General features: G+C 63.2%; 14 protein-coding genes. 4 read left to right on the top strand and 10 right to left on the bottom strand.

From position 1 onward, the window contains the following. Nucleotides 1-45: 45 nt before the first annotated feature. Both JAO73_RS04055 and JAO73_RS04050 read right to left on the bottom strand, forming a co-directional pair. Nucleotides 46-3,144: an efflux RND transporter permease subunit gene (locus JAO73_RS04055; RefSeq protein WP_198975886.1), complete on the bottom strand. Its 3,099-nt coding sequence runs from the start codon at nucleotides 3,142-3,144 to the stop codon at nucleotides 46-48. A gap of 192 nt (nucleotides 3,145-3,336) precedes the next feature. Beyond that, nucleotides 3,337-4,575, bottom strand: coding sequence for an efflux RND transporter periplasmic adaptor subunit (locus JAO73_RS04050; RefSeq protein WP_198975885.1), 1,239 nt, complete (start codon nucleotides 4,573-4,575; stop codon nucleotides 3,337-3,339). A gap of 181 nt (nucleotides 4,576-4,756) precedes the next feature. Here JAO73_RS04050 and JAO73_RS04045 point away from each other — a divergent pair, with 181 nt between their 5' ends. Continuing rightward, nucleotides 4,757-5,113, top strand: a complete 357-nt coding sequence (locus tag JAO73_RS04045; protein WP_198975884.1) for an MGMT family protein — start codon at nucleotides 4,757-4,759, stop codon at nucleotides 5,111-5,113. A 1-nt stretch (nucleotide 5,114) separates the two neighbouring features. Here the strand turns inward: JAO73_RS04045 and JAO73_RS04040 are convergent, their stop codons facing one another. Both JAO73_RS04040 and JAO73_RS04035 read right to left on the bottom strand, forming a co-directional pair. Beyond that, the gene (locus JAO73_RS04040; RefSeq protein ID WP_198975883.1) at nucleotides 5,115-6,533 is read right to left on the bottom strand and encodes a hypothetical protein; all 1,419 of its coding nucleotides are present in this window, start codon (nucleotides 6,531-6,533) and stop codon (nucleotides 5,115-5,117) included. A gap of 60 nt (nucleotides 6,534-6,593) precedes the next feature. Further along, nucleotides 6,594-8,042 carry a hypothetical protein gene (locus JAO73_RS04035; protein WP_198975882.1) on the bottom strand — a complete coding sequence of 483 codons (1,449 nt, stop codon included), beginning with the start codon at nucleotides 8,040-8,042 and terminating at the stop codon, nucleotides 6,594-6,596. Nucleotides 8,043-8,234: 192 nt separating this feature from the next. On the opposite strand from JAO73_RS04035, the gene JAO73_RS04030 reads away from it, so the two are divergent. Further along, the gene (locus JAO73_RS04030) at nucleotides 8,235-10,904 is read left to right on the top strand and encodes a TonB-dependent receptor (RefSeq protein ID WP_198975881.1); all 2,670 of its coding nucleotides are present in this window, start codon (nucleotides 8,235-8,237) and stop codon (nucleotides 10,902-10,904) included. An 80-nt stretch (nucleotides 10,905-10,984) separates the two neighbouring features. Here JAO73_RS04030 and JAO73_RS04025 read toward each other — a convergent pair whose 3' ends face one another. The 6 genes from JAO73_RS04025 to xseA form a co-directional block, all read right to left on the bottom strand. After that, complete coding sequence (locus tag JAO73_RS04025) at nucleotides 10,985-11,398, bottom strand: response regulator (RefSeq protein ID WP_198975880.1); 414 nt, start codon at nucleotides 11,396-11,398, stop codon at nucleotides 10,985-10,987. After that, nucleotides 11,395-12,177, bottom strand: coding sequence for a sensor histidine kinase (locus tag JAO73_RS04020; RefSeq protein WP_198975879.1), 783 nt, complete (start codon nucleotides 12,175-12,177; stop codon nucleotides 11,395-11,397). The genes JAO73_RS04025 and JAO73_RS04020 overlap by 4 nt, the downstream gene beginning before the upstream one ends. A 170-nt stretch (nucleotides 12,178-12,347) precedes the next feature. Continuing rightward, on the bottom strand, nucleotides 12,348-13,046 hold the full coding sequence (locus JAO73_RS04015) for a hypothetical protein (protein ID WP_198975878.1): 699 nt from the start codon (nucleotides 13,044-13,046) through the stop codon (nucleotides 12,348-12,350). 32 nt (nucleotides 13,047-13,078) lie between these two features. Then, nucleotides 13,079-13,300 (bottom strand): hypothetical protein, encoded by a 222-nt coding sequence (locus JAO73_RS04010; RefSeq protein ID WP_198975877.1) that lies wholly within the window; start codon nucleotides 13,298-13,300, stop codon nucleotides 13,079-13,081. 189 nt (nucleotides 13,301-13,489) lie between these two features. Then, entirely contained in the window at nucleotides 13,490-13,795 is a 306-nt protein-coding gene (gene xseB / locus JAO73_RS04005) for an exodeoxyribonuclease VII small subunit (RefSeq protein WP_198975876.1), read from the bottom strand. Between the two features lie 13 nt (nucleotides 13,796-13,808). Continuing rightward, nucleotides 13,809-15,182, bottom strand: coding sequence for an exodeoxyribonuclease VII large subunit (gene xseA, locus JAO73_RS04000; RefSeq protein WP_198975875.1), 1,374 nt, complete (start codon nucleotides 15,180-15,182; stop codon nucleotides 13,809-13,811). A gap of 163 nt (nucleotides 15,183-15,345) precedes the next feature. On the opposite strand from xseA, the gene JAO73_RS03995 reads away from it, so the two are divergent. Continuing rightward, nucleotides 15,346-17,412, top strand: coding sequence for a M13 family metallopeptidase (locus tag JAO73_RS03995; RefSeq protein ID WP_198975874.1), 2,067 nt, complete (start codon nucleotides 15,346-15,348; stop codon nucleotides 17,410-17,412). Nucleotides 17,413-17,564: 152 nt separating this feature from the next. Beyond that, complete coding sequence (locus tag JAO73_RS03990; protein WP_198975873.1) at nucleotides 17,565-19,664, top strand: M13 family metallopeptidase; 2,100 nt, start codon at nucleotides 17,565-17,567, stop codon at nucleotides 19,662-19,664. Nucleotides 19,665-19,667 lie beyond the last annotated feature (3 nt).

Below are 19,667 nucleotides of genomic sequence, written 5' to 3'. Positions count from 1 at the left end.
ACAGCTGATTCTCCTTCTTAGCAAGAAGAAGAATTGCGCATTGGCCTACGCCGTTACCGGCTCGGAGGCGGCTTCGGCCACTTTGGGCTTGTGTTTCTTGGCCGTGGCGAAATAGGAGTACATCACCGGCACCACGTAGAGCGTGAGCGCGGTGGCGAAGAACAAGCCACCCACCACGCCAATGCCCATGGCCCGGCGGCTGAGCGCGCCCGCCCCGGTGGCAATGGCAATGGGCAGAATGCCCAGAATGGCGCACAGCGACGTCATCAGAATGGGGCGGAAGCGGGCCGTGGCGCCTTCTACGAGGCCCGTCATGTAGTCCACATTTTCTTTCTCCACGCGCTGGTTGGCAAATTCCACGATGAGAATGCCATTTTTCGTCACGAGGCCAATGAGCATGATGATGCCAATTTGCGAGAACAGGTTGAGCGTCTGGTTGAAGTACCACAGGCTGAGCAAGGCGCCCGACAAAGCCAGCGGCACCGTAATCATAATCACCACGGGGTCGCGAAAGCTCTCAAACTGCGCCGCCAGCACCAGGTAAATCAGCACCAGGGCCAGGCCGAAGGCGAAGAGGAGGGAGGAGGAGCTTTCCTCAAAGTCGCGCGAGGTGCCCGCCAACTCGGTGGTGAAGGTTTCGTCGAGGTTCTTCTCGGCAATGGCGCGCATGGCCGCGATGCCGTCGCCGAGGGTTTTGCCCGGCGCCAGCGAAGCCGAAAACGTGGCCGAGTTGTAGCGGTTGAAGCGGTAGAGCTGGGGCGGCGTGCTGCTTTCCTCCAGCCGAATCACGTTGTCGAGCTGCACCAGCTCGCCCTTGTCGTTTTTTACCGACAGCAGGCGCACGTCCAGCGGCTGGTTGCGGTCTTCGCGCGCCACCTGGCCGATAATCTGGTATTGCTTGCCGTTGCGGATGAAGTAGCCGTAGCGTTGCCCGCTCAGGCCCGATTGCAGGGTTTGCGAGATGCTTTGCACATTCACGCCAAGGCTTTGGGCCTTTTCGCGGTCGATGTTGACGCGCAATTCTGGCTTGTTGAACTTCAGGTTCACGTCCACAAACTGGAAGGTGGGGTCTTGCCGGGCCAGGTCCAGAAACTTGGGCACGGCCTCGCGCAGCTTGTCGAAGCTCTGGTTCTGCATCACAAACTGCACCGGCAGGCCGCCGCCGCCGCCCCCGCCGCCGCCAATGCTTTGGTCTTGGCTCACCGAAGTGCGGGCCGCCGACAGGCGCTTCACGCCGGCCGTCAGCTTCTTGGCAATGTCGTCCTGGCTCTTCTCGCGGGCGTCGGCTTCTACCAGCAGCACGCGGGCAGTGCCCGAGTTTGAGCCCCCGCCAAAGCCCGGCGACGTCACGGCGAACACGCTGCTCAGGTCCTTATTGCCCACCGAATCCAAGGCCAGCTTCGTGATTTGAGTCATGTAGTTGTCCATGAACTCAAACGAAGCGCCTTCTGGCCCCGTGGCGTTGATGTTTACCCGGCTGCGGTCCTCGATGGGGGCCAACTCCGACGGCAGGCTTTTCATGAAAAAATAAATGCCGCCGCCGGTCACCACTATCATCACCCAGGCCAGCCAGCGGTTGCTGAGGAACGTTTTGAGGCTGTCCTGGTAGGCCCCAATCATTTTCTCGAAGAAGGGCTCAGTTTTGCGGTAAAACCAGTTGTGCGTTTCTTGGCGCTTCAGCAGCTTCGAGCACATCATGGGCGTGAGCGTGAGCGACACAAAGGCCGAAATCAGCACCGAGCCCGCCACCACAATGCCGAACTCGCGGAACAAACGCCCCGTGATGCCCGTGAGAAACACCACCGGCAGAAACACCGCCGCCAGCACCACCGTGGTGCTCACCACGGCCATCAGAATCTCCTCCGAGCCCTTGATGGCCGCCGTTTTGGGGTCCTCGCCGCCTTCAATGCGGCTGTAGATGTTCTCCAGCACCACAATGGCGTCGTCGACCACCAGGCCGATGGCCAGCACGATGGCCAGCAGCGTGAGCACGTTGATGGAGAAATCCAGCAGGTACATCACGAAGAAAATGCCCACCAACGAGACCGGAATGGCCACCACCGGAATGATGGTGGAACGCCAGTCGCGCAAAAACAGGAAGATGATGATGACCACCAGCACAAAGGCTTCGATGATGGTGTGCTCCACCTCGCTGATGGATTTCTGGATGAACACCGAGTTGTCGAAGCCCGGCTTCAGCACCAGGTCCTTGGGCAGGTCCTTGGCGTAGAGCTTGATGCGCTTGTTGAACTCCGAGGCGATGTCAATCTGGTTTGAGCCCGGCTGCGGAATCACGGCCAGGCCCACCATGGGCACGCCGTTTACCTTGAAAATGGTCTGGTCGTTTTCGGGGTACAGCTCGGCGTAGCCGATGTCGGACAGGCGAATGAGCGACACCTCGTCTTTGCGGATAATCAGGTTGTTGAAGTCCTCCACCGTGCTCAGGCGGCCCATGGTGCGCAGCGTGAGCTGCGTGGCTTCGCCCTGCACGGCGCCGCTGGGCAGTTCCACGTTTTCGCGGGTGAGGGCCGACTGCACTTCCACCGGGCTCACGCGCAGCGCGGAGAGCTTCACCGGGTCGAGCCACAGGCGCATGGAGTACTTGCGCTCGCCGTAGATGCGCACTTCCGACACGCCCGGAATGGTCTGGATGCGCTCCTTGAGCGTGTTGTTGGCGTAGTCCGTCAGCTCCAGCAGGGTGCGCTGGTTACTGCTCAGGTAGGTCATCACAATGGGCTGCGAGTCGGCGTTGGCCTTGCTCACGATGGGCGGGTCGATGTCGCGCGGCAGGCGGCCCTGGGCGCCCGATACCTTGTCGCGCACGTCGTTGGCGGCGCTTTCCAGGTCGGCGTCGAGGTCAAACTCCACCGTAATCTGGGTGCGGCCGTCGCGGCTGTTCGACGTCAGGTTCTTGATGCCGGCGATGCCGTTCAACGCTTCTTCGAGCGGCTCGGTCACCTGGCTTTGCATCACATCGGCCGAGGCCCCGGTGTACGTGGCCTGCACCGTGATGATGGGCGGGTCCACGCTCGGGTACTCGCGCACGCTCAGGTAGCGAAAGCCGATGACCCCGAAGATGATGATGACCAGGCTCATCACAATGGCGAGAACCGGCCGGTTAATACTGGTTGAGGAAAGGCTCATAGCTGCTGCTGATAGAACGTAAAGCTCCCCTCCTTACCAAAGAAGGGGATGTTCGAGCCCTTGGCTCGAACGGAGGTGGTTGTGGCGTTGTACGACTCGCGGCCACATCGTTCGGGCATCGTTCAACGATTCAACCACCCCAATTTCGCTGCGTGCAAATGTCCCCTCCTTGGCAAGGCGGGGAGAAGGTTCTTACTTCGTTACTTTCACCCGGTCGCCGGGCTTCACCTGCAGAATGCCGGTGCGCAGCACCGAGTCGCCCACGGCCAAGCCGTCGGTTATCTGAATCACCTTGTCGGAGCGGATGCCGATTTTCACCTTCTTTGGCACCATCTTGTTGCGTTTCACCGTGTACACGCTGTAGCCGCTGGCCTCCGGAATCACCGATTCGGTGGGCACTTGCAGGGCTGAGGTGGTTTCGCCCAGCTGCAGGTTCACGCGCACGAAGGCGCCGGGGCGCAGCTCGTTGCTGGTATTGGCGTAGCGGGCGCGCACGGGCAGGGTGCGGCTCACGGGGTCAATCTGCGGGTCGATGGCGTAGACTTTGGCGTCGTACTTCTTGTTGGTGGCTTCGTCGAGCACGCTCACCACATCGCCCACTTTCACGTTGGTGGCGAAGCGGCCCGGGACGGCAAAATCAATCTTCACCGGTTTCACCCGCGAGAGCGTCGTGATTTCGGCGCCAGGGCTCACGTAGGTGCCCACCGTGGCGGTGGTCAGGCCCAGCACGCCGGCAAACGGTGCCCGCACGTAGGCCTTCGACAGCGTGGCGCGCAGGGCCTGCAGGTCGGCCCGGGCCGTAAGCAGTTGGTTGTTGGACTGCTCGTATTCCTGGGCGCTGATGTATTCTTTGTCGAGCAGAATGCGCTGGCGGCGCTCCTGGTCCTGAAACAGCTTGATGTTGTATTCCTGCTTGCGAATGGCCGCCTGGGCCTCGTCGGCGTTGATGCTGAACAGCAACTGGCCCTGGCCCACCGTTTGGCCTTCCTTGATGTTGAGGCTGGTGATTTTGCCCGACAGCTCGCTCTTGATGACCACCGACTCTTCGGGCAGCACCGAGCCCGTGGCGGCCACTTCGTCGGTGAGGTTGGTGGCTTTCACTACGTAGACCTGCACCGGGAGCGGGCCGCCGCCGCCGCCGCCGCCTTTGCCGCCCTTGCTGGCTCCATCAGCGCCGGGGCCGCCTTTGCCGGCCGCGCCCTTGTCGCCGCCTTTCTTTTCGCCGGCGGCGTTGCTGGGGAAATACTTCATTTTCACAAATACCAGGGCACCAATGAGCAGTGCCGCAATCAGCCAGCCCAGCCAGCCGCGGCCCTTGGAGGGCGGCGTTTCGGGGTCGGGCTGCGCGGGTGGCGGAGCTGCGCTGAGAGCAGGTGTAGAAGTGGTTTCCCAGGTTTTGGGCGAGGCAACGGTGGTGTTTTCCAATGGCATAGTAGGCAAGAACGCACAAGCGCCGGCGGATGTTCGGCCCCCAACCAATGGAGGCGAAATTTGGGTCATCCGGAATTGAATTCTGACTGCAAAAGTCCAGTTTTTACCCCGAAAGTTGCGTCCGGGGTGTTGAAACTAGACGTAGAGGGCCAACACCCAGACCGAGACTACCTTCGCCCCGATGAAGCCCACCGACCACAACCCGCCCGAGCCGCGCAATTTTTTTCAGGACGTGCACGAAGTGGCCCGCCTCATTCCGCGGGGTCGGGTAAGTACCTACGGCGCCATTGCGCATTACCTCGGCGCCCGGCACGGCGCCCGCACCGTGGGCTACGCCATGATGGCCGCCCACACCGCCGGCCAGTACGTGCCCGCCCACCGCGTGGTGAACCGCCTGGGCCACCTCACTGGCCGCCTGCACTACGCCACGCCCTTTGCCATGCAGGAAGCCCTGGAGGCCGAGGGCATACGGGTGGAGGAAGACCGGGTGGTGGACTTCGCCAAGTTGTTCTGGGACCCCAGCACGGAACTGGCCTAGGCTAGCGGCTGCGCTGCTTTTCCAGGGCGTCCACTTCGGCTTCGCCCTGGCGGGCGGGCATCCACTGCCAGGGCGTGGCGGTCTTGGGTCCCAGCCGCACGTAGTTGGCCGCCGTGGTGCTGGGTGCCAGCAGCAGCGCTGGGCCGCCGGGCGTGCCCACGCTCAGGCGCATGGGCCGCCCGAAGTGGGGCCACACCAGTTCCAGATACTGGCCCGGTTTCAACTGCCCCACCTCGCGGTCGTTGAGCAGCAGGCGTTGGGGGGCGGGCGACCCACCCGGTGGGCGGTACACGTATACAAAGGCCGTGTCGTGGCGCGGACGCGTGCTGGCGTCTAGCACCGGCGCCGCCAGGCCGGAGCGCCAGTCCACCCCGTACACAATGGGCTTGCCGGTGGTGCCCACCATCGGCCCGCCGAAAAGGCCGCCACCACGTCCTTGGTTTTCGGCCGTTCTGACGGCTTGTTGATTCTGGGCCGCCACATCGACGGGGGCCGCCCCGACGAAGGTGAAAATTTCTGCTTGTTGCGAAAGGGGGTGGTAGAGATTTACGTGGCGAATGTAGGACTGCCAGCCGTCGGAGAAGCCCCACACGTTGTTTTTGTTGACGCGGGCTCCCGCGGCGGTGCGCACCTGGGCCTTCAGCAGCACCGTGCCGTCCCACTCCGATGAGTTGCCGCCCACGCGGGCCGACCGCACCGTATCGAGGTCCACATTGGCCGTGCTGTCGGGCCGGTTGGCCAGGAAATCTTCCACCGTGTAGTACACGCCGGCACGGGGATAAGCAGCCCGCAAAATGGCTGGCCGCACAACCTGCGGGCGTTCGGCCACGAGTTGCGCCAGGGTGCGGGCCGGGCGCTTGGCAGCTACGTCTAAATTGGCCTTACTGGCTTGGTAGAGGCACTTTTCCAACAGGCTTGCCAGGTGCCGAATGTGCTCATAGTCGGCGCTCACGCCCCGGGTGCTGATGCGTTCGGCCACGTTGCTCACAAAGTGGTAGCCATCGGGTCGGTGTTCGTACACGTCGGCCACCAAGTCGGCCGTGGCCGTGCTCGCATATCCCAGCGTTTTCACCGTAACGGTTTCGCCCACCCGCAGCTGGCGCACACACAGCACCACCGGGCGGTCGGTGGGCCGCTGCGTCACCTGTTGCTGAAGCCAGGTGGTGAGCTCGGGTTCGAGGCCGTTGCGGAAGAGCACCGCCGCGAAGTTGTTGTTCAGCCCATGGTTTATCAGACCAATGGCGGTTTGCGCACCCCGGCCGTCTACCACTTGCTCGATGTAAAATTGCCGTTCGGGCACCGCAATGCGTTCGGCGTGCAGGTCGAGGTAGAAGGGCCTGCCCTGCGGCGAAAGCGGCGACTGTGCCGCCAGCTGTAGCGCCCCAAGCGCGAAGCACACCGTGAGTGCGAAACGAGCCAAGGTGTTAGAAATAAAAAAGTTGTGTGGCATGGCTAAGTGGTAGAAAGGCGGGGCGCGACGTTATTTATCTGCTTTGGCCAAGCGCTGAATGCGCCGCAGCTCAAACAGGCCCTCCTTGGCTGGCACTTGCCGCAGGGTAGGAGCACCACCCCCGGCCGGCACCACGCATTCGAGGTAAGTGGGTTGGCTAAAATCGGGCACAAAAGCCTTGCACGACTCCGGTCCCTGGCCCGCCTGCACGCAGAGCTTGAGCTCCTGCCGCCGGTCTTGCCAGGTAAGAGCCGTCCACTGCCGGGCCTGAAGCGTGGCCGCGGGCCGGCCCGACGCGCTGAAAGTTACCACGTGGTCTTTGGCCGCGTCGGGGCGGCGGTACACGTAGATTTTGGCCGTGTCGGGGGCGGTGGCAAAGCCGTCGGCGTCGGTCTGGCCCGCGTCTTGGGCAGCCACCACGCGGCCGCTGACCAAGTGCAGCTCGTACGGCGCCATCACGTTGGTGCCGTTGGCCGCGCCGGCCAGGGCGGCCCCCAATGCGCCGCCCATCACGCCGGCCACGGCCACGTTGGTCGCCGCCTTTTCATCAAACACCGGCGGGCCCGTGAAGGTGTAGCTCCGGCCATCGGCCGCGGGCAGCAGCTTGTAGAAGCGGTTGCGGTAGGCAATCAGCACCTCCTTGCCGTCGCTCAGTCCCCACAGGTTGCCGGTATACAGGGGGCGGGTGGGGTGGGCATCGTCAGTACCGAGGTAGTTCACCTGGATTTCGTCGGTGCCGGCCCAGCGCTTGCCCGTGTGCGCCACGTGCGTGATGGCAAACGGGTAGTCGGGCTCGCTGGGCGCATTGCTGAGAAATTCTTGGTAGCTGCGGTAAAAGCCCCGGGCGGGCTCGGCGGCGCCCTGAATGGCGAAGCGCTGCGTGGCCACGCCGCCGCGGCCGGCCAGCGCATCGGCGCGGCTCAGGGTTTCGGTGGGCGGGAGCGGGGCGGACAGCGCCGCCAGCTTGCGCAGGCCCTGCTGCAGCACCAAGGCCACGTTGGCCGGGTGAAACTTCGTGACGTCGAGGCCCCCGCGGCGGGTGGTTTCGCCCACCCGCAGCAACACCTGAAAGGTGCTGTCGGGCTGGGGCAGCAGGAAATCGGCCACGAGCTCGGCTTCGGCGTGCTCGGAGTTGGCGCGCAGGTCTTCGGCCAGAGCCAGCGTGAACACGCGCACGAGCACGGGCCGGGCGCCCGCCTGCACCGGCTGCCGAGCCCGCAGAAACTGCGTCAGTTCGGCGGCCAAAGGGTGGATAAAGTCGGCCGAAGCCGTTTCGTTGCCGAGGCCCCGGCGCACCTTGCCCAGCTGGCTGCGGTCGGCGCGCAGGTCGAGCACGCGCGTCACCTGCCAGGGGCTGGCCGGCGCGTCGAGCTTTTCGGCCTGCAGGGTGAAGCGGTAGGGCTGCGACTGGGAGTAGCCAGCCAACGCAGCAAGCAAAAGTCCGCCCAGCAGGGCAGAGAAAGGCAACAAACGATTCATGAGCCAAAGCTACTGATTCCCAATTGCCCGGAAAAGCGCAAAATCGGCTTTGTGAGGCCACGCTGGAAGGAGCGGAGCGGCCTGGCTGGTTGACAGTTTCATACCCTCATTTCACTTCGAGGCGCCCTTGCCGGCCCCGGCTGTGCTGTATATTTGTTGTCCCCGGACTGTGCCGGGGTCTTTTCTTTTGGTATGAAGCACTTTGTTACTGTCCTTTTTGCCGGGTTGCTTTCCCTGCCGGCCATGGCGCAAACCACGTTTTCCATCCGCGGGCGGGTACTGGATAAGGTGACCGGCGAGACCTTGCCCGGCGCCACCGTGCAGGTCACCGGCAGCGGCCAGAACACCGGTAGCGGCGCCGATGCCGACGGTGGCTACAAAATTCCGAACCTGCCCGCCGGCACCTACACCGTGCAGGCCAGCTTCATCGGCTACAAGCCGGCCACCCAAACCGTCAAAATCACGACCCAAAGCGTGGTGGCCACCTTCGGCCTGAGCTCCGACAACGCGAGCCTGGAAGAAGTGACCGTGGTGGCGGCCCAGGCCCAGGAGCGCTCCACGCCCGTGGCCTTCTCGGCCGTGAACGAAGTGAAGCTGCGCGAAACGCTTTCCAACCGCGACCTGCCGATGATTCTCAACGAGACGCCCGGCGTGTACGCCACCCAGAGCGGCGGCGGCACCGGCGACTCGCGCATCAACGTGCGCGGCTTCGACCAGCGCAACGTGGCCGTGCTCATCAACGGCGTGCCCGTGAACGACATGGAAAACGGCAACGTGTTCTGGAGCAACTGGGACCTGGGCGACGTCACGAAGTCGCTGCAGGTGCAGCGCGGCCTGTCGGCCTCCAAGATTGCCGTGCCCTCGGTGGGCGGCACCATCAACGTGCTCACCAAAGGCTTCGACGATAAGAAATCGGTGCTGGCCCGCGTGGAAGGCGGCTCCAACAACTATCAGAAATATTCGCTCATGCTGAGCAGTGGCCAACTGAAAGGCGACTGGGCCGTGACGGTGTACGGCTCGCGCCGCACCTCCGACGGCTGGGTTGACAAGACTTTCGACGACGCCTGGACCTACTTCGGCAATGTGAGCAAGCGACTGGGCAAGCACAGCCTGTCGCTGACGGCCCTGGGCTCGCCCCAGAAGCATGGCCAACGCTCGTTTCCGGTGGCGGTGAGCACGATGTCGTACGAGAAGGCTCGCGAACTGGGCATCTCCCAGCTTCGCTTCGACAAGTACGGCGACCGGGGCTTCAAGTACAATCCCTACTGGGGTACGCTGGACCGCTACACCATCAACAACGGCGTGAAAACCAGCAACGGGCAGGAGGTGCTAAACGAGCGCACCAACTTCTATCACAAGCCCCAGATTAACCTCAACGACTTGTGGCAGGTGAATAACAAGCTATTTATTTCCACGGTGCTGTATGCTTCGTACGGCACGGGCGGCGGCAGTAGCGGCCTCACCAGCGGCAACTCCACCACCATCAGCCAGAACAACATCACCGGCCAGACCGATTTTCAGAAAATTTACGACGACAACTACAACAGCCCCGCCAACCCCACTCGCAAAGCCACGCAGTTCTTGATTAACAGCGTGAACAGCCACCGCTGGTACGGCTTCGTGGTGGGCGGCGACTACCTGCTGAGCGACAAGCTGACCCTGTCGGCCGGCCTGGACGGCCGCGACTACACCGGCCTGCACTACCGCGAAATCCGCGACCTGGTGGGCGCCGACTACGCCCTGGCTCCCGCCGCTGGCCGCGACCAGAACGCCGACCCCAACAAGAAGCTCTACGTGGGCGACAAGCTGGGCTACAACTACGACGGCCGCACGCGCTGGCTGGGCGGCTACTCGCAGCTCGAATACAAGACGCCGCTGCTCTCGGCCGTCATCAGCGGCACGCTTTCGCAGGTGAGCTACAAGCGCATCGACTACTACCAGAAGGTGCGGGCCGACGGCAGCCCCGTGTCGACGGACTGGACCAGCTTCACGGGCTTCAGCGTGAAAGGCGGGGCCAACTACAACCTCACCGAGCACGACAACATTTTCTTCAACGTGGGCTACAACAGCAAGGTGCCGTTCTTCAACCTGCTCTACACCACCACCGGCCGCCGCTACGACAACGTGAAGCCCGAGGGCATTTCGAGCGCTGAAATTGGCTATGGCATCAACTACCCCAGCCTGAAAGTGACCCTGAACGCCTACTACACGTTGTGGGCCAACAAAACCACTACCTCGGTGTCGACGGCCACCGGCGAGGCCATCTACAGCAACGTGCGCAACGTGAACGCTCGGCACGCCGGCGTGGAGCTGAGCGTGGCCCAGGAAATCAGCCGCCGCCTGCAGCTGAACGCGGCCATCTCGCTCGGCGACTGGCGTTGGACCGGCAAGGGCCTGCTCAATCAGACCAAAGAAGACGGCTCCTTCGTGAACCCCGACGTGGTGGACCAGCCCGTGTACCTCGACGGCGTGCACGTGGGCGACGCCGCCCAGAACCAGTTCCAGATTGGCCTGCGCTACGAGCCTTTCCGCGGCGCCTACATCCGGCCTTCGTTCCTGCTCTTCACCAAGTACTACGCCGACTTCAACCCCGAAACCATTATCGACCAGGCCACCAGCACCGACTCGTACCGCCTGCCCACCTCGCGCAACCTCGACCTTCACTTCGGCTACGATTTCAAGCCGGTGATTAAGGACCGCCTGCGCCTGGGCATCAAAGGCTCGGTGCTGAACGTGCTGAATGAGTTCTATTTCACCGACGTGTCGAACCGCTCCAACTCCAACAGCAGCAGCCTCGACCTGCTGCAGGCCTTCTTCAACCGCGGCCGCACCTTCACCCTCGGCCTGTCGGCCACGCTGTAGTTCAGCCACCCAAGCACACAGAAAAGCCCCGCTTCCTGCATCAGGAGGCGGGGCTTTTCTGTGTGCTCAGGAGTGCAGCGCTACCGGTTGCCGGCGGCGGCGGCGGCCAGCACGGCGCTGCGCATTTCTTCCGGCGAAGTGTTTTTCACCAGGTAGCTGTGGGCGCCTTCGGCCAGCACGGTGGTCACCAGCGAAGGGTCGTCGTGCATGGAAATGATGACCACGCGCACGTTGGGGAACTGGGTGCGCAGCAGGCGCGTGGTTTGCAGGCCGTCGAGGATGGGCATTTGCATGTCCATGAGCACCACGTTGGGGCGGCTGCCCTGGTCGAGCAGCTCCAGGAGCTCCTGGCCGTTGCCGGCTTCGCATATCACTTCGATGCCCGCGTAGCCGCTCAGCAGCGCCCGCAGGCCCTTGCGGAACAGAATGTGGTCGTCGACGATGGCCAGGCGCACGGGCACAGCCGTGGCCGGGGAGGCGGAGGGTGAGGTCATGTATTGAGCGTGAAAGTAGGCGCTGGCGTGCCCGCGGGCAGCAGCGTAACGGGTAAAATGGCCTCGACGCGGGTGCCCGCGCCGGGCTGGGACTGGTAGTGCAGCTGGCCGCCCAGCACGGCCACCCGGCTGCGCAGGTTGATGAGGCCCATGCCCACCGGCTGGCCGTGCGGGCCGGGCGGGGGCAGCTCCTCCAGGGCGGCTAGGTCGAAGCCCTGGCCGTCGTCGGAATACGTGAGGGTGAGCAGGCCGGGACTGGCGCCCACGCGCAGCACAATGTGCGACGCTTGGGCGTGCAGCAAGCCGTTGGTAAGCAGCTCCTGGGCAATGCGGTACACCATGAGCTCGTGCGGCGGAATGAGGCGGCCCAGGTGGCCGTCTTGCTCCAGGCGCACCTCGGGTCCGTGGTCGGCGGGCACGGCCTGCACCAGCGCCCGCAGGGCCTGCGTCAGGCCCAGCTGCTGCAGGGTAGCGGGCTGCAGGTTGCGCGAAATGCGGCGCACCTCGGCCACGGCCTGGTCGATGAGGGCACTGGCTTCGGGCGAGGGCGGGCTGCCCGGGGCAAATAAGTGCAGCTTGGCCAGGGCTAGAATGGTGCCCACGCCATCGTGCAGCTCACCGGCAATGCGCTGGCGCTCGTCTTCCTGGGCCACCAGCGCCGCGGCCAGGGCTTGTTGCTGCGCGGCTTCCTGCAGCTGCGCCACCTCCTGCTGTTGGCGCAGCTGTCCCCGTTGGTAGCGTACCACAAACCACACCAGCCCTAGCACGAGCAGGAGCAATGTCGGAGTGAGGAGAAACAACGGTAAAAGGCTATTCACATGGAAGCCCCCGGGGGCGATGGCACAAAGAAGTAAAAAAAAAGCTGCTTATGATGAGCAAAGGCAGGAGCACAAGCGCCGGAGTTGTAGCGCAACCGTTGGCGGGCGGGTTGCCGGGAGCGGGTCAGCCGCTAGTAAGTGGCCATTTGGGGGCCAGTCGTGTGCGGAACGGCGGCCTCCTCCCGCTTCGCTCGCAAAAAGGCCAGGGTGAGAAACCAATTGAAGACCATCCCCACCAGGGCCACAATGATGAACTTCCAGTTTTGGTCGTAAATGGTGACCGAAAGGTACTCCTGGCTGAAGGCCGTGACCGTACCAGCCGAATAGACCAGTTGCCCCACGCTGAGCAGCCAAAGCGCGTCGTGCCACATGCGTTGCGTGGGCGTGTAGCTCATTGTTTGCTCCAAATACGCCATGGCGGCAGCGGCCAGCAGGGCACACTGCATGATGCGGCCATAGGCCACCCCCAATATACTTTCGTGCCAGTACACGGCTGCGGTGCTCAGCACCATCACCAAGGTGGCAATGCCAAGCGCCCGACGCTGCACCGCCGAGTGCAGCACCTGGCGGTAAACGGCCCAAAACAGAACCACCTTGCTGCAGTTGAACCCGGCAATCAGCCAAAGATTGGTGGGCAGGAACGCCGGGAACAAAACCTTTATGGCTACCACGAAGAAGGCCGAGATGTACACATAGTTGCTCAGCAGCTTCACCACGGGCGAAAAATGCTTGCGCCGCGTCCAGACCACCACCATAGGCACCACGATGCTGGCTTGCATTACCAGCATCAGCGAATCGGTCAGTACAAGGAGTTGTTCTTTGGTAAGCATCGGGCCGGGTAGGGCAAACTAGGACAAAACGGTTAGCTGTTCAGGAAGTTGGACTGGCCGGAGCGCGGCGGGCCACCTACGCCTTCGTCGGCAATGATGAAGCCGTCGCCCAACTGGTCGTTCTCGTTGGCATCGGCCCCTACGGCCAGCAATTGCGGCACACCGCTGTCGAGGCCGTAATAGATGCGAATGCCCATGCCGCCCTGCCCCAGCAGGGTTTCGATGATTTTGCGGCCCAAGAAGTAGGATTGCACCTGGCCGGGATTTGCTTCACGGTAGTTTTTGGTTAACTCGGTTGCGCGAGCTTCGGTAATGGGACTGCCTTCGTTGCCGTCAAATGCCATAAAAGGGGGTAAAAAATGTAATAAAAAAAAGTTTGGGTTGGATGGATAGGCCAAATATAGGCGGTGGCGACGTCAAACAATATTTGGATTAAAAAATCTTTACCACGCCCGACCGGGGCCGCCGGGCAAATGGTCGTGTTCGTCGTCGTCGTCGTCGTCCGCTTCTGGTTCTTCTTCGTCTTCAACCTCTTCGTCGTCAGCCAATTCGTCAGAATCGTCTTCTTCGTCCAGCGTGTCAAACACGCGGTCGAGCGACGCCTCGGCGTGTCGCAGCTTGTGCCGGCACAGCCGGATAAGCTCTGCCGAGCGCTCGACCCGCGCGGTGAGGTCGTCTACATCCACGGCGTCTGTTTCCAGGGCCCGCAATATGGTTTCTAGTTCTTCAATGGCTTCGCGATACGTCATGGGGTGGCAATAATTACGATTGGGAATGAGCGGGCTGTGAAGGCCCGGCCAGGTATTCCTGCACGGCAGCCGCGCGGGCCAGCCGCAGCTCGGCGCGGTGCAGGTGGCGCTCCAGGGTGAGCTGCAGCCGGAAGCGGCGGCGCAGCACGTCTTCGCGCCGGCGCCGGTGGTGGCGAATGAAGCGGCTCAGCAGGGCCCGGCCGCGCCGGCGCAGGCCGCGCTGCTCGCGGGCCAGCCGCCGGCGCGCGGCGCGCGGCAACTGATGCCGGTAGCGTTCCAGGCCCAGGCCCAGTTGACGCAGCTGCTCGCGGGGGCTGAGCGTGGCCTGGCGGGCGCGCTCGCGCAAGGCGTCGCGGGCGGCATCGAGCTGGCGGTGGGCGGCGTAGCGGCTGCGCCCGCTAAGCTGGTCGAGGCGGGCGTGGCGCTGGCTGAGCTGGCGGCGTGCCAGGGCAGCCACCTGCTCGCCGTAGCCCAGCAAGGCGGCTTCGAGGCGGGCTAGGCGCTCCACCAGAAAAGCGGCCACGGCGGTGGGCGTTTTTAGGGCGCGGTGAGCGGCCAGGTCCACCACGGCTTCGTCGCGCTCGTGCCCGATGCCCGTGAGCACGGGTAGCGGAAACGCCCCCACTGCCGCCGCCAGGCCATATTCGTCAAACGCCAGCAAATCGGTGCGGCTGCCGCCGCCTCGAATAATGACCACGGCGTCGAACTGGCGGCGGCGGGCGCGCACGCCGTCCAGCGCGGCGCGAATGCTGGCTGGGGCGTCGTCGCCCTGCATCGTGGCCGGGAATAGCGTGAGGGCAAAATCGTAGGGCGCCTCGTCCAGTTGCTGCACAAAATCCTGGAAGCCGGCCGCAGTGGGGGAGGAGACGACGGCTAGGCGCTGCGGCGCCAAAGGCAGCGCCAGGAGCTTCTGGCGTTCCAGCAAGCCTTTTTCTTCCAGCTGGCGCAGGGTGCGCAGCCGCTGCAGGGCCAACTCGCCCACGGTGTAGCTCGGGTCGATGGCCAGCACGTCAAGGCTGAGGCCGTACTGCTCATGGAAGCGCACCTGCACGCGCAGCAGCAGCTTCAGGCCGGGGCGCAGGGGCTGACCGGTGTGCCGCTCAAAAGCCGGGGCTATCTGTTGGAAGCGCTGGCTCCAGAGAGTGGCGCGGGCCTGAGCTTTGAGGGGCGTGCCGCGGCCGTCGGTGGTTTGTTCGGTGAGGGTGAGGTAGCAGTGCGCGCCGGCAAAGCGCGGCGCGGTGAGCTCGGCCACTTCGGCCACCACCCAATAGGAGTCGGCCAACTGCTGCTGCAGGGCCTGGCGCACGCGGGCCAGCAGGTCGGCCAGTCCCAGCGGGGGCGGCGGCAGCAAGGATGGAAGCTCGGGGCGGCGGTTGTAGAGCGGCATTGGCGCAAGTTACGGGCGGCGGTGTGGATGGGCTATGGCACGGGGGCGTGTTTTGGGCGGTGCCGGGCCCGGCAGGCTGCTTTTTCTCTGCGGCGGTGCAGCGTTCCGGATGCAGGGCCGTCTGTACCTTCACGGCATCATTTCCCATTCCAACACTTTTTTCATGATTTCAACTTCTGTTGCGCGGCGCATTGGTCTGGCCGTGCTCGGGCTCGGCAGCCTGATGGCCACCAGCGCTTCGGCCCAAACCGCCAAACCCGCTGCGGCGCAAAAAGGCGTCGGCGTCAACATCGCCAACATCGACCCCTCGGTGAAGCCCTGCGAGGACTTCTTCCACTACGCGTCGGGCAACTGGCTCAAAAACAACCCCATTCCGGCCGCCGAGTCGCGTTGGGGCTCCTTCAACGAACTGGCCGACCACAACAACGCCACCCTGCGCGCCATCCTCAACGATGCCGCCAAGAACGCCGCCAAGGCCCCCAAAGGCTCGAACGCGCAAAAAGTAGGCGACTACTACGCCTCCGCCATGGACTCGGCCGCCATTGAGGCCGCCGGCCTGAAATACCTGCAGCCCCACCTCAACCGCATCGCGGCCGTGAAGGACCTGGGCGAGATGCAGCGCCTGCTGGCCGACCCCAAAGCCCACGTGGGCAGCGTGTGGTACAGCTCGGGCGTGGGCCAGGACCAGAAAATCAGCACGCAATACGCGGTGCAGATGTACCAAGGCGGCCTCTCGCTGCCCGACCGTGATTACTACCTCAAGGACGACCCTCGCTCCAAGAGCATCCGCACGGCTTACGAGACCTACCTCGTGAACACCTTCAAAATGCTGGGCGACAACGAGGCCACGGCCAAAACCAACGCCGCCGCCGTACAGCGCATCGAAACGCGCCTGGCCAAGGCCAGCAAGAGCCGCGTGGACCTGCGCGACCCCTACGCCAACTACAATAAGATGACGCTGGCCCAGGCCGACGGCGCCTTCCCCAACCTCGCCTTGCCGCTCACGCTGAAAGAAAGCGGCCTGGGCGCCGCCAAGGAGGTCATCGTGGGCCAGCCCGAGTTCCTAAAAGAAGTGAGCAACATGCTGAAGGACGAGCCCATCGCCGACCAGAAGCAGTACCTGCGCTTCCACTTGGTGAGCAGCGTGGTGCCGGCCTTGCCCAAGGCGTTTGGCGACGAATACTTTAAGTTTTCGCAAACGCTGAGCGGCGCCAAAAAGCAGCAGCCCCGCTGGAAGCGCATGCTGGGCGCCACCGACGGCGCCCTGGGCGAAGCTTTCGGCCAGCTCTACGTGGACAAAGCTTTCTCGCCCGCGGCCAAGGCCCGTGCCAAGCAGATGATTGAGAACCTGCGCGTGGCCTACGCCGAGCGCATCAAGGCCACCGACTGGATGAGCGAAGCCACCAAGAAGGAGGCCCTGAAAAAACTGAATGCTTTCGTGGTAAAAATCGGCTACCCCGACAAATGGAAGGACTATTCGAGCCTGACCATCACGCGCGAGAGCTACCTGAAAAACATGCTGGCCGCCCGCGAGTGGGCCAACGAAGACCAAATCAAGCACTTCGGCAAGCCGATTGACCGCAACGAGTGGGAAATGACCCCGCCCACGGTGAACGCCTATTACAACCCGCCGATGAACGAGATTGTGTTCCCGGCTGGCATCCTGCAGCCGCCCTTCTACGACCCCAAGGCCGACGACGCGGTGAACTACGGCGGCATCGGCGCCGTCATCGGCCACGAAATGACCCACGGCTTCGACGACCAGGGCCGCCAATACGACGCCGAAGGCAATCTGAAGGACTGGTGGACCAAAGAGGACGCCGACAAATTCAACGCCAAGGCGGCCGTGGTGGGCAAGCAGTACGACGCCTTCACGCCGCTGGACTCGGTGCACGTGAACGGCAAGCTGACCATGGGCGAAAACCTGGCCGACCTCGGCGGGCTGACCATCGCCTACCAGGCCTTTATGAAGACGCCCCAGGCCAAAGCCGGCAAGCTGATTGACGGCTTCACGCCCGAGCAGCGCTTCTTCCTGGCCTACGCCCAGATTTGGCGCACCAACGCGCGGCCCGAGTTCCTGCGTCAGCAGGTGCAGGTCGACCCGCACTCGCCAGCGCAATTCCGCACCAACGGCCCGCTCATGAACATGCCGGAGTTTTACAAAGCCTTCGGCTGCCAGGACGGCAACAAGATGATGCGCGCCCAAGCCGACCGTTCCAAAATCTGGTAAGCTGAACGCTTGATTGGCATGCGAAAAGAAAGAAGGAAGGAATTGGCGACTGTTGCTAATCTTTCATTCTTTCTTTTCTTTTTTTGAATTTCTTAAGCCCAAATGGGCGTTGTAACTTGCACTTCCTAACGTTTCGCTCAAATCTTTTCAATATGACCCAATTTTCTTTTTTGCGGCGCGCGGCTTTGTCGGCAGCGGTGCTGGGGCTGGCGGCTGGCGCTGCCCAGGCCCAAACCAAGATTAAAACCAAGAGCAGCAGCGCGGGCAAGACCAAAACGACGGTGAACACCACGGGCCAGTCGGGCGTGGGCATCACCTTGGCCAACCTGGACCGCTCGGTGTCGCCCTGCGACGACTTCTTCCAGTACGCCAACGGCACTTGGATGAAGAACAACCCCATTCCGCTGTCCGAAACCAGCTGGGGCGGTTTCAACCAGCTGCGCAACCGCAACCGCGACGTGGTGCGCGGCATTCTGGAAAAAGTAGCAGCCGACCGCACCGCCAAGCCCGGCTCGAACGCCCAGAAAGTGGGCGACTTCTACGCCGCTGCCATGGACAGCGTGGCCGTGGAAAAGGCGGGCCTGAAATACCTGCAGCCGCGCCTCGACAAGATTAACGCCATTCAGGACGTGGCCGGGGTGCAGCGCTACCTCGCCGACCCCAAAAACTACGGCAAGGGCTGGTACGGCCTGGCCGTGGGCCAGGACGCTAAAAACAGCAACGTGTATGCCGTGCAGATGCGCCAGGGTGGCCTCACCCTGCCCGACCGCGACTACTACCTGAAAGACGACGCCCGCTCGAAAGCCATTCGGGCCGCCTATCGCACCTACCAGGTGAACACCTTCAAGCTGCTGGGCGACGACCAGGCCACCGCCGAGCGCAACGCCGATGCCGTGACGCGCATCGAAACGCGCATGGCCAAAGCCAGCCGCGACCGGGTGGCCCTGCGCGACCGCGAAAGCAACTACAACAAGATGACTGTGGACCAGGTGGCCGCGGCCTACCCCAACCTCAACATTCCGCTGCGTTTGAAAGAAAGCGGCCTGAGCGGCGCCAAGGAAATCATCGTGGGCCAGCCCGACTACCTGAAGGAGGCCAACGTGATGATTAAGGAAGAGCCCATTGCCGACCAGAAGCAGTACCTGCGCTTCCACCTGGTGGAAGGCGTGACGTCGGCGCTGCCCAAGGCTTACGTGGACGAGAGCTTCCGCCTCACGCAGGTGCTCACGGGCGCCAAGGTGCCCCAGGCCCGCTGGAAGCGCGCCTTCGCCGCCACCGACGGTGCGCTGGGTGAAGCCTTCGGCCAGATTTATGTGGACCAGGACTTCAGCCCCGCCGCCAAGGCCCGCGCCAAGGCCATGGTGGAAAACATGCGTCAGGCCTACGCCGAGCGCATTCAGGCCACCGAGTGGATGAGCCCAGCCACCAAAGCCGAAGCCCTGAAAAAGCTGAATGCCTTCGTGGTGAAAATTGGTTACCCCGACAAGTGGAAAGACTATTCCAAGCTGACCGTCAGCCGCGAAAGCGCCCTGAATAACCTGTTTGCGGTGTCCGAATTCTACACCATGGACAACCTGAGCAAGTTTGGCCAGCCCGTGGACCGCACCGTGTGGGGCATGACCCCGCCCACGGTGAATGCCTACTACAACCCCTCGCTCAACGAGATTGTGTTCCCGGCTGGCATCCTGCAGCCGCCCTTCTACGACCCCAAAGCGGATGATGCGGTGAACTACGGCGGCATCGGCGCCGTGATTGGCCACGAAATGACCCACGGCTTCGACGACCAGGGCCGCAAAGTGGACTCGGAAGGCAACCTGCGCGACTGGTGGACCAAAGAAGATGGTGAGAAATTCACGGCTAAGGCCGACGTGGTGGGCAAGCAGTACGACGCCTTCACGCCGCTGGACTCGGTGCACGTGAACGGCAAGCTGACCATGGGCGAAAACCTGGCCGACCTCGGCGGGCTGACCATCGCCTACCAGGCCTTTATGAAGACGCCCCAGGCCAAAGCCGGCAAGCTGATTGACGGCTTCACGCCCGAGCAGCGCTTCTTCCTGAGCTACGCCCAAATCTGGCGTGTGAACCAGCGCCCCGAGGCCCTGCGCCAGCAAGTGCAAACCGACCCGCACTCGCCGGGCCACTACCGCACCATCGGGCCGCTGCAGAACTTCCCGGAGTTTCACAAGGCCTTCCAGTGCAAAGACGGCGACAAAATGGTGCGCTCGGCATCGAACCGCGCGAAAATCTGGTAAGCT

Origin of the sequence: Hymenobacter miniatus (genome assembly GCF_016427455.1) — a bacterium.
Classification (GTDB): Bacteria; Bacteroidota; Bacteroidia; order Cytophagales; family Hymenobacteraceae; genus Hymenobacter; species Hymenobacter armeniacus.
Note: the sequence above shows the minus strand (reverse complement) of the source record. Positions and strands in the feature narration are given on the sequence as shown.